We start from the raw sequence: 14639 nt of genomic DNA, 5'->3' as shown, positions 1-14639 counted from the left end.
GCTCCTCACGCCCGCGCGACGAGGAGCGCGAGCACGTACACGATCAACCATACGAGCCACAGGGTGCTCGTCCGCCGCCACCCCAGCCGGAAGCCGTACATCGGCGCGAGCGGCGGCACCACCAGCGCGACGAGCCCGCGCCAGCGCGGCTGGCTCCGGAGCGCGAGCCGCGCGGCCAGCGCGACGTGGGTGGTCACCCAGGCGGCGAACGAAAGGACGAGCGTCGCGGTCGCCGCGATATCCTTCACGGGGCGAAGCCTAGCGTCGCCGGCGCGCCCCGCCTCTGGAAAACGGCGATCCCGGGCAGCGCGGCGACCTCCCGGCGCGCCCGGAGCCCCCGCTCTGTCGCGCTACCAAATCCGGGCTAAGCTTGGCCCGTGCCTCTGCGCAACATGCCGTGTTTTCGTCCGGATTCCTTCCTCATCGCGCGCGCCGCCCCGCTCGCGACCCGCAGCGCGAGGGCGATCGCGGGCGCCATCCGCGCCCTCGTCGACCGCGACGGCCGCCTCATCCCCCTGAGCCTGCTCGCCGGCGCGGCGTGCAGCGTCGCCGTCGGCGTCGGCGCGGCCCAGGCGATCTCCGCTCCGCCCGATACGTTGCCGCTCTCCGAGGTGAAGCCGGGCATGAAGGGGTACGGCCTCACCGTCTTCTCCGGCACCACGCCCGAGAAGTTCGACGTCGAGGTCATCTCGACGCTCCGCAATTTCCGGCCGAACCAGGACCTCGTCCTCGTCAAGACGCAGCACCCGCGCCTCGAGGTCGCGCGCACCGTGGCGGGGATGAGCGGCAGCCCGATCTACCTGAACGGCAAGATGATCGGCGCCTACGCGTACGGCTGGCTCTTCGGCGCGGAGGCGATCGCCGGCGTCACCCCGATCAAGTCGATGCTCGACGAGCTCGCGCGTCCGCTCCCGCGCGGGATCGCCCCGAAGGTCGGCGGCCCGCTGCCGGCCCCGGTGAGCCGCGCCGGCGGCGCGCCGCCGCCGCGCGCCGCCGCGCCCGCTCGCCTGCACGGGAGCCGCGGCTTCCTGGGGGCCGTCGACGCCTACGACCTCGCCGGCCACGCCAGCCAGATCGCCGCGCGCGTCGCGCCGTCGCTCGCCCCGCCCGAATCGACGAGCCTCGCGCGCGCCTCGACGCCGGTGATGCTCGGCGGGCTCGGCGGGACGTCGCTGCGCATCGCGAGCGATCTGCTCGGCCCCATGGGGCTCGATCCGATGCAGGCCGGCGGCGGCTCGTCCGCGAGCCCGGAGCCGGGCGCGCCGACCAAGTACGTCGACGGGGGGGCGATCGGCGTCGAGCTCGTGCGCGGCGACATCTCCGCGATGGGCATCGGCACGGTCACGCGCGTGTCGGGCGACAAGCTTGTCGCGTTCGGCCACCCCATGATGAACGGCGGCGTCACGAACCTCCCCGCCGCGATCGCGCGGGTCCACTGGATCCTCGCGAGCCAGAACCGGAGCTTCAAGATCGGCGAGGCGGTGCGGCCTCTGGGCACGCTGGTGAACGATCGCCAGGCCGCGATCGTCGTCGACAGCTCGGCGAAGGCGCCGGTCTTCCCGATGCGCGTCCAGATCGACGGCGTGGCGGGCGCGCCGCACCCGACGTGGAACGTCGAGGTCGCGCACGATCAGTTCCTCGCGCCCGCCTTCGTCTCGATGGCCGTCGGCAACGCCGTCGAGGCGACGACGGCCGAGCGGCGGGACATGACCTGGCGGGCGGTGAGCCAGGTGAAGATCGGGCGCTACGGCACCATCTCGCTCGTCGACTTCGGCGCCGGCAACGGCACCCCGCTCAGCAGCGACGATTTCGTCCGCAGCCGGCTCGTCCGGGCGATGGGGGCCCTGCTCAACAACCCCTGGGAGGACGTCTCGATCGAGCGCGTCGACACCCGCGTGAAGGTCACGTTCGACCGCGAGGTCGTGCTGCTGCGCGGCGCGAAGGTGCTCGAGCCGGAGATCGAGGCGGGCGCGCCCGCGCGGATCCGCCTGGATCTCCAGCCCCATCAGGGCCCCATCGAGTCGCGCGTCATCGAGGTGCCGGTGCCGCGCGAGCTCGCCGGCGGCCAGGTGGACATCGATCTCGCGCCCGGCTACGAGGTGGAGCGCCCGATGGCGACCCCGAACAACGTCGCCGAGCTCGTGGCGATGCTGCCGAGCCAGACCCACGACGCGGAGAGCGTCGTCGCGACGTTCCGGCTCCGGGAGAACGGCGCGGCGTACCGCGGCAAGGTCGCCTCGCGGCTCCCCCCGGGCGCGATGGACACGCTGCGCCCGAGCTCCGCGTCCGACGCGCCCGAGACCTTCGGCGCGCAGGTGCAGGTGCCGGTGTCCCTCAAGCGCTTCCTGGTCGGGAAAGACTCCGTGAGCGTCACGGTCCGGCCTATCCTCCGCTGAGCCCGCCGGTCTCCCGCCTCCCTCTCTTCGCTGACCCCCCTCTCCCTGACCCCCCTCCATCTTGCGACCCATGAGCACAGAGCGCTCTTCTGCCCATTCCCGAACGCCTCACCTTCGCGCCGTCCCCTCTCCGCGCAGGCTCCTCGCCGCCGCCGTCGCCGCCGTGGGGCTCGTCGCGCTGCCGGCCCACGCGGTGGGCACGCGCAGCTTCGAGCTCCGATCGCTCGAGGACCTGAAGGGCGGGGATCTCACCGGCGTCAGCGTGGACTCGAACGGCGCCGTGCGCGCCGGGCTGACGCTCGGCGCGACGCCGCTGCCGGACGCGACGTCCATCTGGAGCTCCGTGGTGCTGCCGGACGGGACGGTGCTGCTCGGCACGGGCAACGAGGGGAAGATCTACAGCGTCTCGGGCGGCCGGGTCGCGCTCGTGGCCACGACCGGGCAGATGGCGGTCAGCGCGCTCGCGCTCGCGGAAGGTGGCGACGTCATCGCGGGGACCTTCCCCGAGGGCAAGCTCTTCCGCCTGCCGCGCGGCGCGGGCAACGGCGGTCCGGCGAAGGTCTTCGCCGAGCTCCCCGACACCGAGGACGTGTGGGGCCTCGCGTACGATCCCAGGGCGAAGGCGCTCTACGCGGCGACCGGCTCGGGGGGGAAGCTGTTCCGCGTCGACGCCGCGGGCAAGGCCCAGGTGTACTTCGACAGCGACGAGCCGCACCTCATGTGCGTCGCCGTCGGGGACGACGGCGCCGTCTACGCCGGCTCGAACGGCAAGGCGCTCCTCTACAAGCTCACGGCGCCCGGGCGCGCGACCGTGCTCTACGACTTCGACGCCGACGACGTGAAGGCCATCGCGATCGCGCCGGGCGCGAAGGGCGGCGCGATCTACGCGATCGCCAACAAGTACGCCGAGGCGTTTGCCCCCCCGAAGCGCAACCGGAGCGGGCCGCCGTCGCCGCAGCCGGCGCGCGCGCCGAAGCCCGGCAAGGGCCTGCTCATGCGCTTCGATCGGAGCGGCGTCGCCGAGAAGATGATGAGCGACGACGACACCCACTACGTCTCGCTCGGCCTCGGCGACGACCTGACGCCGTACGTCGGGACCGGCGCGGAAGGCCAGCTCTACGCCGTGAGCGACAACCACGTCGCGCGGCTCGTCGCCGACACCGACGAGCGCCAGGTCGGCGCCTTCCTGATGGCCGGGCGGCGCAGGTTCGTCGCGACCACCGACCCGGCGGTCTTCCACGAGGTGAAGGGCGTCGGCGGCGCCGACGCGGTGTGGACGAGCAAGGTGCTCGACGCCGGGCTGCGGGCCACGTTCGGGCGCCTTTCGTGGCGCTCCGACGGCGCGCTGGAGCTCGAGACCCGGAGCGGAAACACCGACGCGCCGGACGGCACCTGGAGCCCGTGGTCCACAGCGCTCGCCGCGCCGGGCGACGTGAAGAGCCCTCCGGCGCGCTTCGCGCAGATCCGCGCGCGCTGGCGCCGCGATCCGGGCGCGGTGCTCCGCGAGGTGAAGCTCTCGTTCGTCACCGACAACGCGCGCGCCGTGGTCACGTCGATCGAGGCCGCGCCGAAGGGGCAGACGAAGCCCTCTCGCTCGAGCCTCCCGCCGTCGGGCGGGGAGGCACCGAAGCCCGTGAGCGCGCTCCAGCTGACATGGAAGGTCGACAATCCAGATCAGGACGACCTCCGCTACCGCCTCTCCTACCGGATGGAGGGGCAGTCGACCTGGCGCAGCCTGCTGAAGCCGGGCGAGAAGGTGACGCGCGCCGAGCACGTATGGGACACGACCGCGCTTCCCGAAGGCGAGTACCGCATCCTCGTCGAGGCGAGCGACGAGCTGGCGAACCCGCCCGAGCGCACGCTGCGCCACAGCCTCGAGTCGGGCACCGTCCTTGTCGACAGCACGCCGCCGGTGTTCCGGGCGCTCGCGCTGCAGGGGCGCCGGCTCACGGGCGAGGTCGGGGACGGCCTCGGTCCGGTCGCGCGCATCGAGGTCTCGATCGCGGGCCTGGAGGAGTGGCGGCCCATCTTCCCGAGCGACGGCGTCTTCGACGAGGCTGTCGAGCCGTTTGAGGCGGATCTCGGCGCGATCGTGCCGCCGGGCGCGCACCTGCTCGCGGTGCGCGCCTATGACAGCGCGGGCAACGTGGTCACCCGCGACATCGAGGCGCGGTAGGCGCCATCACACACCATCGCGCGAGGCCCGGCGCTCGGTGCGACACGGGCGTCATGCTTGCGCCAGGGATGCCCGCAGGCGAGGCGCCCCCGTGTTCGCGGCGCACAGGACGGCGTCCCCACCCAGGTTGCGCTCGGCGCCCTGGGGACGACACACAGAATCGGCACATTCTGTGAATGCAGGAGGCGACATGATACGCTCATTCCGCTTGTGCTTTTCTGGTGGTCCTGGAATGAGCTCACACCACGCCGGTCTGCTTTCCAGTCTCGTGGCGGCCTGGGTTGTCGCGCTCTCGGCGTGCTCGATGGGCGACGCCTCGGCGGGTGGGTACGACGACGACGGCGGCGGCGGGATGTTCGGGAGTGGGGGGAGCGAGAGCGAGTCGGCCCAATCGGGTGGCAGCCCTCCGCCCGCGAGCGCCGGCGGCGGCGGCGTGAGCGAGGATGTCAACATCCCGGCCGCTCCGGAGGCGCAGGATCCCTACACCCGCTTCGCTTACCTGTGCGGCGATGGCTGCACCCCAGGCGGCGAGCCGACCGAGTGCTCTTCGGACGGCGGCGCGGGCACAGGGACGGGGCTCCCTGCCGCGCAGACGCTGCACTGCCAGCTCGTGCTCGACGACGGCGATGCGATCCCGAGCTGCCAGCCGGCGGGCCGCTTCGAGGCAGGCGGCCCTTGTCACAGCGCCGCCGATTGCGCGGCTGGCCTGGGGTGCGTGGCAGCCGACGGGGAGGGCGGCGTGTGCCGGCAGTACTGCTGTGGTCACGTCGAGAGCTGCGCGGCGGGGACGTACTGCGACGAGCGACCGATGGCCGAGTCGGTCGCCGGGGCGAGCTCGAGGGCTCCGGTCCCGATACCCGTCTGTGTTCCCGCGATGAACTGCGAGCTCTTGAACGACAGCGTGTGCCCGACGGGCCTCACCTGCACGATCGTCCGCGAGGATGGGACGACGAGCTGCGTGGTGCCCGGCGAGGGGCGGGCCGACGAGCATTGCCCGTGCGCGCCCGGCTTCGTGTGCTCGATGCTGACGAACCAGTGCAAGCAGCTCTGCCGGATCGACAGCAGGGCGCCGGAATGCGGCGCAGGCGCCAAGTGCCAGGGCGGCAGCGCGATCTACCCCGCCGGGTTCGGCGTGTGCGTGAGCACGTCGTAGCCGCCGTCCGCCGCGTCGCTCCGTTAAGAAATGTTGTCGAGCCTGGCTCCGGCGCGGATGGGAGCGGCAGGCGCGCGCCGCCGTGGTCATGCTGGACGCGTGCAGCGGCCTCTCCTCTCCTTCGTCGTCTTCATCGCTGTCTTCAGCGCCATCGTGGCAGGCGTCCACTACTACCTCTGGCAGCGCCTGATCCGCGCGCCCGAGCTCGGCCCGCTCTGGCACCGCGTCGGCAGCGTGGCCCTGGTGGTGCTCGCGTCGCTGGTGCCCCTCGGCCTCTTGCTCACCCGCGCGCTGCCCCGGCACATCGCCGGCGTCGTCGCCGGCGTCGTCTACACGTGGGTCGGGCTCGCCGTCCTGCTCTTCTTCCTCCTGCTCACCTCCGAGTTCGTCCGCCTCGGCGCCCACGGCGTCACCGCGCTGCTGAACCAGCCGCTCGACGGCGAGCGCCGTACCTTCCTCTCGCGCGCCCTCGCGGGCGCGGCCGGAGCGCTCGCCATGGGCTTCGGCGTCGCCGGCGCCGCGAGCGCCCTCGGCGAGGTCGCCGTCCGCCCGGTGCGCGTCCGCCTGCGCCGCCTCCCCGCGGCCATGTCGGGCTTTCGCGTGGTTCAGCTGACCGACCTCCACATCGGCCCGACGATCGGCCGGGCCTGGCTCGAGCGCGTCGTCGCGCGCGTGAACGCGCTCGAGCCGGATCTCATCGCGATCACCGGCGATCTCGTCGACGGCTCCGTGGAAGAGCTCCGCGAGCACACCGCGCCGCTCGCCGATCTGCGCGCCAGGCACGGGGTCTTCTTCGTGACGGGCAACCATGAGTACTACTCCGGCGCCGAGGCGTGGATCGCGGAGCTCCGCCGGCTCGGCGTGACGGTGCTGCGCAACGAGCGTGTCTCGATCGGCGACGGCGAGCACGGCTTCGACCTGGCCGGCGTGGACGACTGGAGCTCCCGCGGCATGGGCCGCGGCCATGGCCCCGACCTCGCGCGCGCGCTCGCGGGGCGGGACCCTTCTCGGGAGCTCGTGCTCCTCGCGCACCAGCCCAAGCAGATCCTGGAGGCCGCGGAGCGGGGCGTGGGCCTGCAGCTCAGCGGCCACACCCACGGTGGTCAGATCTTCCCGTGGAACTTCTTCGTGCGGCTCGACCAGCCCTACGTGGCCGGGCTGTCCTCGCACGGCGACAGCCAGATCTACGTGAGCCGCGGCACGGGCTACTGGGGGCCGCCGATGCGCGTCGGCGCGCCGTCCGAGATCTCGCTGATCGAGCTCGAAGGCGCCGCCGCGGCGGAGGCCGTGGCGTGACCCGACCGGGCGCTCACGGGAGCGGGTTCGCCGGGTCCCTCTTGCAGTTGATGACCGGCGCCGGGTAGCTGCTCGGATCGGCGATTCGCTCCATGGCGAAGTTGGAGCCCTTGAGGTTCAGGGGGATCGGCCTCGCCGCGCTGCCGGTGACGACGCCACAGATGAAGTCGGCGGGCGCGCAGAGGGAGCCGGTGAGCGTGATGGTGGCCTCGAGCTCGTTGCCGGAGATGGGGTTGGCGTCGCCCGGCACGATGAGCGTGGGCAGCTGCGCGGTGAACTTCCCATCGGCGGACAGCGCGAAGGGACCCACATCGAACGGCTCGCCCGTGGGCGTCCTGCGATCGGCGGCCACGAGCGGCTGGAAGGTCAGCGAGAAGCTCAGGCCGCCTTCGCTGGCCTCGGTGGTCAGGCTGGCCACGAAGAGGAAAGGGGCCCGCGGGTTGAGATAAGCCGAGAGGCTGAAGAGGAAATCGCCGTCGATGGCGCCCGCTTCCGGCAGGCAGTTGTCCCCGCCGCCTCCAGCGCCGCCATTTCCGTCGCTGCCACCACCACCACCGCCGCTGCTCTGGTCTTCGCGGATCGTGGTATCGCGAGCTTCGAAGTCATCGTATCTGCCTTCCGGGTCGGCGCAGCCGATGAGGAGCGCGGCGGTAGTGAGGGCAGCTGAGGCGAGCGTTGTCCGGATGGTGCGGGAGAAAAGCATTTGACACCGTGCGAAAGGTGACATTTGACTTGAGCGGGTAGAACCTTCCCCGACGTGGCAGGTGTTGCAACCCTACCATGCAGGGTCCGCCGCAGGCGCCGCATTCCTCCGCCCTCAGAATCGAGAACACCGGATATGTCCATCAACCGCCCCTGTTTCGCGATCTCCGTCGGCCTCCTCGGCGGTCTCGCCTGGACCGGATCCGCGCTCGCCGGTGGGTTCGCGACCGCGCGGTTTGGCGGCGAGCACGGCAACCCGATCACGAGCAATCCGACCGCGGTCTACTACAACCCCGCAGGCCTCGCCGAGAGCGAGGGGATTCATCTGTTCCTGGACGGAAATATCGCGCTGCGCGCCGCGTCCTACACGCACTCGGCGGCGGCGACCGATGACGTGACGGTGCCGCGGGCGAACACGGGGGAGGCGAGCCTGTTCAACGTGGCTGCCGCGCCGATGCTCGGCGCGTCGGCCAGGCTCGGCGATCTGGCGCTGGGCGCCGGCGTCTATGTGCCGTTCGGCGGCGCCGCGTCCTGGGACACGAACGCGGCGTTCGAGGGCAATCGCGAGCTCGCCGGGCCGGTGGACGGCGTGCAACGCTGGCACTCCATCGAGTCTTCGCTCCAGGCGATGTTCTTCACCCTCGCCGCCGCCTACAAGATCCCGGCGCTCCGCCTCAGCCTCGGCCTCTCCGGCAACCTGATTCGGACCCAGGTCAACACCGTGCGCGCCCGCAACGCCTCGGGCGACAACCTCCTTGCGACCGAGGGGCGCTCGCTGCTCGAGGTGAGCGGCTTCCACGCGAGCTTCGGCGTCGGCGCGCTGGTCGAGGCGGTGCCGGAGCAGCTCTGGATCGGCGCGTCGTACCAGTCGAGGCCGAACGTCACGGGGGGAGAGTCGCTCGAGGGCACGCTCACCAACCGCTTCAGCGGCGTGTCGAACGCCCCGAGCGACGTGGAGCTGCACCAAGGCCTGCCGGATATCGTGCGGCTCGGCGCCCGCTTCGTCCCGGCGGAGCGCTTCGAGGTCCGGCTCTTCGGCGACTGGACGCGGTGGAGCTCGATGGAAAACCAGTGCCTCACCCAGATCGGCGCGGCGTGCGAGATCGACAGCGACGGCTTCGCCGGAGAGGGCGCCCGCGTGGTGCAGAACATCCCCCGCCGCTGGAACGACACGTTCGGCGTTCGCGTGGGCTGGAGCCACTGGCCGCGGCCTGCGATCGAGGTCTTCGGCGGCGTCGGGTACGACTCCAACGCAGTTCCGGACGAGACCCTGGATCCATCGGGCGTCGATTTCCACGATGTCTCGTTCGCCCTCGGCGGGCGCTTCCATGTCGCGAAGCAGCTGCACCTCGCCGCGTCGTATACCCACCTGTTCTACGTCAGCCGCGACACCACGGGGGACAGCATCACCGCGGGCCTGCACCCCAACTCGAGGGCTCCCGACTCCGGCGGGCACTACGCGCAGAGCATCGGCGTGATCAACCTCAACGTCGATGTCGCCTTCTGAGCGCGGAATCTGCGTGCGGTGACCGAGCGCGAACTCGCGTCGCGGCGGAGCCGCTGCGCCGCGGCGAGGCGCCTCAGGAGGTGCCTCGCCGGGTCCGGCGGAGCAGGCTGAAGATGCGAGCCCCCAGCTCGGGGGCGCGGAAGGGCTTCACCATGTAGTCGTCGGCGCCGCTGGCGAAGGCCTCGACCATGTCCTGCGAGGAGGCGTGCGCCGTCAGGAAGAGGACCGGGAGATCGCGGAGCCCGGGCTCCTGCCGCAGCGTCCGGCACAGGTCGATGCCGGTCATCTTCGGGAGGTTCCAGTCGAGGACCACGAGGTGAAACGGTGAGCCGCGGACCCGCGCCAGCGCCTCTTCCGCGCTGGCGACGGCGACGACGGCGAGCTCGACCGCCTCGAGCATCGCCGACAGGAGCTCGCGGATGTGGGGGTCGTCGTCGACAACGAGGACCCGTGAGCCTTTGCCCTTCAGCCGAGGCGGCGCAGGGGGCGGCGGCGCCCGGCCCGCCGGGCCGGCGCCCTGGACGCCGGATGACGCGGCGGGCCCGGCCCCGTCCGCGGTACGGAGGAGCGCCGCGGCGTCGGTGTCGGGCACGGATCCGGGGCGGGGCGCCTCCGTCCGCGCGAAGTGGGCGAGGCGATGCCAGTCGCGCGGCTCGAACGTGAGCCGCGCCCCCTCCGGTGAGACCGACGCGCACGCCGCGGCCGACGTCGCGCGGCGGTTTTCGCCCAGCTCGAAGATGGCGAGCACCCACTCGCCATCGGCCACGACCTCCCCCGCGGGCAGTCCGAGCTCGAGGTCACGCTCCTCCGGATCGCACACGATTTGCTCGAACTGCTGCAGATCCGGGAAGCGGTAGAGGACGCTCCGCACCTCTTGACGCTACACCCGCGCTAGCATCTCGCAAGGGGTCCGACTAAGCTCGCGCCGCGATGTCATTCCTGCGCTGGATGCCGCCGCTCCTCGCGTTGCCGTTGCTCGCGATCGGCGCCACGGGCTGTCCTGGGAACCCGAGCTCGAACGAGCCCAAACCGGCCGCGAGCCCGGAGGTGTCGGTCTCGCTGCCGGGCGTGGACACCTCCTCGCTGACTCCCCGCGAACGCCGGGAGTGGGGGGCACAGGTCTCCGAGCTCCTCTCCCCTTGCCCGGACACGCCCGTGAGCATCGCGCAGTGCGTGAAGGAGCAGCGCCCGTGCAAGGCGTGCCTCCCCGCCGCGCAGCTCCTGCTCGATCTGGTCAAGGACGGCCGGTCGAAGAAGGAGCGCGACGAAGCGTTCCACATGCGCTTCGACGCGAACAAGGTGAAGACGCTCGCCACCGACGGCTCGCCGGAGATGGGGCCGCCCGACGCGCCGATCACGATCGTCGAGTGGGCCGACTTCGAGTGCCCGTTCTGCAGGCTGATGTCGCCGCTGCTCGAGGGGCTCGTGAAGCGCTTCGACGGGCAGGTGCGCCTCGTCTTCAAGTTCTACCCGCTCTCGGCGCACGTCCACGGCGAGCCCGCCGCGCGCGCGGCGACCGCCGCGCTCAACCAGGGCAAGTTCTGGGAGATGCACCACCTCCTCTTCGAGAACCAGGACAAACTGGAGCAGGCCGACCTCGAGCGCTACGCGCAGCGGCTCAAGCTCGATATGGTGAAGTTCCGCGCCGACCTCGTCTCGACCGACACCAAGGCGCGCATCGACAAGGACAAGCTGCAGGCCGACGGGGTCGGGCTCGAGGGGACGCCCCTCGTCTTCATCAACGGTCGCGAGGTCAACCTCCAGCTCCTCTCGAACCCCGGCGAGGATCTCGAGGCGTGGGTCAAGCTCGAGCTGGAGCTCCTCGGCAAGACGCCGCGGCCTGCGCCCCCGAAGCCAGGCGACGCGTCGCCCTCCGGCAGCGCGATCCCCGCGGCCAGCGCGACCCCCGCGGCCAGCGCGACCCCCGCCGCCGGGACCAGCGCGCCGGCGGGCGGCGCGGCGCGCCCCGCGACCTCGGCTGCACCCGTCCAGCCCGCCAAGCCGAGGACGCCGTGAAGGTCGCCGACCCGTGCGGCTGCTTCCCGACGGGCCGACACTACCCTGGGATCGCGCACCTCCTCAAGGTGCGCGCCGTCGGCGTCGCGTCGGAGATCGACGCGGGCAGCGCCTGGATCGATCAGCCCATCGCCTTCGTCGACGTCGAGACCACGGGGCGCGATCCGGCGGGCGATCGGATCATCGAGCTCGGCATCGTCATCGGCCGCTCCGGGGAGATCCTGACGCGCTACAACTGGCTCATCCACCCCGGGCGGCCCATCCCCGCGGAGAGCACCGCCATCCACGGGATCAAGGACGCGGACGTCGAAGGCAAGCCGTCGTTCGCCGAGGTCGCGGAGGAGATCCTCGGCTGCTTCAAGGGGGCGATCCCCGCGGCGTACAACGCCACCTTCGACCGCTCGTTCCTGCTCGCCGAGCTCGAGCGCGTGGGCATGCGCCCGCACGAGCCGCCGCCCGCCATGCGGCGCGAGGTCGACTGGGTCGATCCGCTCACGTTCGCCCGCGAGCTCTACAAGAACGAGGAGAGCCGCGCCCTCGGCGACATGGCCGCTCGGCTCGGGATCTCGCTCGAGAAGGCGCACCGCGCGACGGACGACGCCGAGGCGGCGCTCCAGGTCCTGTACGCGCTCGCGAAGGATCCGCGAGTGCCTCGCGCCTACGGCGGCCTGATCCAGGAGCAGCGGCGGCTGGTCCGCCAGCAGGACGAAGCGCGGAAGTTCTGGCGGAAGGCTCCTGCCGCGGCGCCGCCCCCGACCTCGAAGCCCAGCTGACGCCATGGGGGACGCGCCGAAGCGACGCCTCCCGGTCGTCGGCAGCGGCGCGGCAGGCGCGGCGCCTCCTCGGGGCGGCGCGGCAGCGCCGGAGAAGCGCAAGCTCCCCGTGCTGCAGAGCAGCGGCGACGACGACGGCGAGGACCGGCCGCCGTGGCACTGGATCGCGCTCGGGACGGTGGCGATCTTCATCGCGTGGCTGCCGCTCGCGGGCCTCGTCAACACGCTGCTGCGCCGGATGATCGAGCGGGCGGGGGACGCCGGGGCACAGGGCTCGGTGCGGCTCGCGATGGTGGGGCTCAACGTGATCGCGTTCGCGCTCGCCGGGGTCGCCGGCGGCTACCTCGTGGGGCGGTTCGGCGGGCGCGCCGGGCGGCGCGAGGCCGCCGCGAGCGGCGCCGTCGTCGCGGCGCTCGCGTGGGCGCTCGCCTTCGCCGAGGGCGCGCCGGCGGGCGCGCTGGGGTGGGCGCTGCTGCTGGTCGTGGTGGTCACGATCGGCAGCGCGGCGTCGTACGCCGGCGGCCGCGCCGGCCTCCGATCCCGCGCCGCATCCGGCACGCCGCGCTCGCGCTGAGCGCCGCGCCCGCGCGCCGCTGCCGCGCCGATCAGATGGGATCGAGCTTGCGAATGGGCGCGCTCGCCTCGGGGAGCGCGGCGTACGCGACGGCCGTGCGAGGGTCGCGCGCGTCGGGGGCGACGTCGAGCAGCGGCCTGAGCGCGAACACACGGTCGCAGAGCCGCGGGTGAGGCACCTCGAGATCCGGCTCCGCGACGACCTCGCCCTCGATCCAGAGCAGGTCCAGATCGATCGTGCGCGGCCCCCATCGCACCGGATCGGGGCGCGTCCGCCCGAGCGAGCGCTCCACGGCGAGGGTGCGCTCGAGGATCTGGCGGGCGGGCAGCGACGTGGCGACGAGCACCGCGGCGTTCACGTAGTCGCCCTGCGGAGGGCCGCCTGCGGGCGGGGACTCGTAGCGCGACGACTCGAGGAGGACGTCGAGATCGGGATCAGCGCCGAGCGACGCGATGGCGGCGCGGAGGGTCGCCAGGCGATCGCCCAGGCTCGACCCGAGCCCGATGACGACATGCCGGCGGGATCTCATGGCGAGAACCTACCACGCGCCGCGCGCATGCGGCGGCCCGCGGCGCTCCGCGCGGAGAGCGGGCGCCGCTCCGGAGATCGGCGCGATCAGGGCGCCGGCGCGCGCGAGGAGGGCGCCGGCGCGACGGTCGCGATCACTCCCCCGGATCGCTGGCGCGGCGTCCTGCACCGAGCCGCCGGCCTTCCGGCCGCGGGGGGAAGACGCGGCGATCCTCGGGGTTGCGGCGCGGGATGGGGGAGCGGCGCTCGACGGACGGATCGCGCGGCGCCGGCTGCGCGCCGCGCTGGAGCCCCACGAACAGCGCGCGCATCTCCTCGAACGTCTCCGGCATGGCGACGGCCACGGTCGCCGCGTGCGTCCGGCACAGGCTCAGCGAGCGCCCCTGGATGACCACGCGCGCCATCCGCGTCCTCGCGCGAGGACCCCCGGGCGCACCGCCGTCCCGATCACCCTGCTCGCCGTCGCTGCACACGGCACACCGCTCGAATGACTCGCCCATGGGGGAGCCTTCGCAGAGGCGGGCGCTCCGGGCCAACTTTCCGGAGCGAGGTGGGTCACGCGCGCGCGGCCTGGCCGCGCGCCCGCTCCTCGGCCCAGGCGATCACCCTCGCCGCCGGATCCGCGCCGGTGAAGCGCCCGAGCTCCTGGATGCCCGTCGGGCTCGTGACGTTCACCTCGGTCAGGCGCTCGCCGATGACGTCGAGGCCCACGAAGAAGAGGCCGTCGGCGCGGAGGCGAGGCGCGACCGCGCGGACGAGATCGAGCTCGCGCGGCGAGAGCTCCGTCGAGACCACGCGCCCGCCGACGTGGATGTTCGAGCGGTGATCGTCGTCGCGGGGCACCCGGAGGATGGCGCCGAGCAGCTCGCCGTCGAGCAAGAGGACGCGCTTGTCGCCGTGGACGACGGCGGGCAGGTACTCCTGGACCATGGCGAGGCGGTGCCCCTCGTTCGTCATCATGTCCGCGATGGCGCGCGCGTTCTTGTCGCGCTCGTTGATCTGCAGCACGCCGAGGCCGCCCGCGCCGTCGAGCGGCTTGATCACCGCCGTGCCGCCGAGGGCGCGCACGAACGCGTGGATCTGCTCGCGGTCCGCGGTGACCAGCGTCTTCGGCGTCCACTCGGGGAAGTTCAGCGCGTAGAGCTTCTCGTTGGCGTCGCGCAGCCCGCGGGGGTCGTTCACGATGAGCGGGCAGCGCCGCGCGCGCTCCAGGATCAGCGTCGCGTACAGGTAGCTGCGATCGAACGGCGGGTCCTTGCGGATGAAGATGGCGTCCACGTCCGCGAGCCGGAGCCGCTGCGCGCCCCCCGCGAGCGAGATGAACGGGGGCGCGTCGCCGATGAGCACCGGCGAGGCCGAGGCGTGCGCCTCGCCGCCCTCGATCGAGAGGTCGCGCGGCAAGCAGTGGTAGCTCTCGTGGCCGCGCGCCTGCGCCGCTCGGATGAAGGCGAACGACGTGTCCTTGTCGTGCGTCACGCGGCTCAGCGGATCCATGACGAAGACGAAGCGCATGCGGTC

General features: G+C 72.6%; 14 protein-coding genes. 8 read left to right on the top strand and 6 right to left on the bottom strand.

The genetic code is table 11. The features are described from left to right. Positions 1-5: 5 nt before the first annotated feature. Positions 6-248: a hypothetical protein gene (locus WME97_RS40745; protein ID WP_012240189.1), complete on the bottom strand. Its 243-nt coding sequence runs from the start codon at positions 246-248 to the stop codon at positions 6-8. A gap of 144 nt (positions 249-392) precedes the next feature. Here WME97_RS40745 and WME97_RS40740 point away from each other — a divergent pair, with 144 nt between their 5' ends. The 4 genes from WME97_RS40740 to WME97_RS40725 all read left to right on the top strand — a co-directional run bounded on the left by WME97_RS40740 (position 393) and on the right by WME97_RS40725 (position 7021). After that, complete coding sequence (locus WME97_RS40740; protein ID WP_437545824.1) at positions 393-2396, top strand: SpoIVB peptidase S55 domain-containing protein; 2004 nt, start codon at positions 393-395, stop codon at positions 2394-2396. 70 nt (positions 2397-2466) lie between these two features. Further along, positions 2467-4572, top strand: a complete 2106-nt coding sequence (locus tag WME97_RS40735; protein ID WP_437545822.1) for a hypothetical protein — start codon at positions 2467-2469, stop codon at positions 4570-4572. A gap of 232 nt (positions 4573-4804) precedes the next feature. After that, positions 4805-5725 carry a hypothetical protein gene (locus WME97_RS40730; protein WP_437545820.1) on the top strand — a complete coding sequence of 307 codons (921 nt, stop codon included), beginning with the start codon at positions 4805-4807 and terminating at the stop codon, positions 5723-5725. Between the two features lie 99 nt (positions 5726-5824). Beyond that, positions 5825-7021, top strand: coding sequence for a metallophosphoesterase (locus tag WME97_RS40725; RefSeq protein WP_437545818.1), 1197 nt, complete (start codon positions 5825-5827; stop codon positions 7019-7021). Positions 7022-7034: 13 nt separating this feature from the next. Here WME97_RS40725 and WME97_RS40720 read toward each other — a convergent pair whose 3' ends face one another. Then, positions 7035-7724, bottom strand: a complete 690-nt coding sequence (locus tag WME97_RS40720) for a hypothetical protein (RefSeq protein WP_437545816.1) — start codon at positions 7722-7724, stop codon at positions 7035-7037. Positions 7725-7859: 135 nt separating this feature from the next. Between WME97_RS40720 and WME97_RS40715 the strand changes: the two genes are divergently transcribed. After that, a complete protein-coding gene (locus WME97_RS40715; protein ID WP_437545814.1) occupies positions 7860-9230 on the top strand; it encodes an OmpP1/FadL family transporter in 1371 nt (456 codons plus the stop codon). Positions 9231-9303: 73 nt separating this feature from the next. On the opposite strand, the gene WME97_RS40710 is transcribed toward WME97_RS40715, so the two are convergent. Then, complete coding sequence (locus WME97_RS40710; RefSeq protein WP_437545813.1) at positions 9304-10101, bottom strand: response regulator transcription factor; 798 nt, start codon at positions 10099-10101, stop codon at positions 9304-9306. 59 nt (positions 10102-10160) lie between these two features. On the opposite strand from WME97_RS40710, the gene WME97_RS40705 reads away from it, so the two are divergent. The 3 genes from WME97_RS40705 to WME97_RS40695 are packed head-to-tail and all read left to right on the top strand — an operon-like array spanning position 10161 to position 12593. Beyond that, entirely contained in the window at positions 10161-11246 is a 1086-nt protein-coding gene (locus WME97_RS40705) for a DsbA family protein (protein ID WP_437545811.1), read from the top strand. Further along, positions 11243-12019, top strand: coding sequence for a 3'-5' exonuclease (locus WME97_RS40700; protein ID WP_437545809.1), 777 nt, complete (start codon positions 11243-11245; stop codon positions 12017-12019). Before WME97_RS40705 ends, WME97_RS40700 begins: the two co-directional genes overlap by 4 nt. A 4-nt stretch (positions 12020-12023) precedes the next feature. Next, positions 12024-12593: a hypothetical protein gene (locus tag WME97_RS40695; protein WP_437545807.1), complete on the top strand. Its 570-nt coding sequence runs from the start codon at positions 12024-12026 to the stop codon at positions 12591-12593. Between the two features lie 31 nt (positions 12594-12624). On the opposite strand, the gene folK is transcribed toward WME97_RS40695, so the two are convergent. The 3 genes from folK to gshB form a co-directional block, all read right to left on the bottom strand. Continuing rightward, positions 12625-13122, bottom strand: a complete 498-nt coding sequence (folK, locus tag WME97_RS40690) for a 2-amino-4-hydroxy-6-hydroxymethyldihydropteridine diphosphokinase (RefSeq protein WP_437545805.1) — start codon at positions 13120-13122, stop codon at positions 12625-12627. A gap of 133 nt (positions 13123-13255) precedes the next feature. Further along, on the bottom strand, positions 13256-13621 hold the full coding sequence (locus tag WME97_RS40685; RefSeq protein WP_437545803.1) for a hypothetical protein: 366 nt from the start codon (positions 13619-13621) through the stop codon (positions 13256-13258). A 55-nt stretch (positions 13622-13676) separates the two neighbouring features. Continuing rightward, the gene (gshB, locus tag WME97_RS40680; protein ID WP_437545801.1) at positions 13677-14633 is read right to left on the bottom strand and encodes a glutathione synthase; all 957 of its coding nucleotides are present in this window, start codon (positions 14631-14633) and stop codon (positions 13677-13679) included. Positions 14634-14639 lie beyond the last annotated feature (6 nt).

Origin of the sequence: Sorangium sp. So ce367 (assembly GCF_051520455.1) — a bacterium.
GTDB classification, from domain to species: Bacteria; Myxococcota_A; Polyangia; order Polyangiales; family Polyangiaceae; genus Sorangium; species Sorangium cellulosum_B.
Note: the sequence above shows the minus strand (reverse complement) of the source record. Positions and strands in the feature narration are given on the sequence as shown.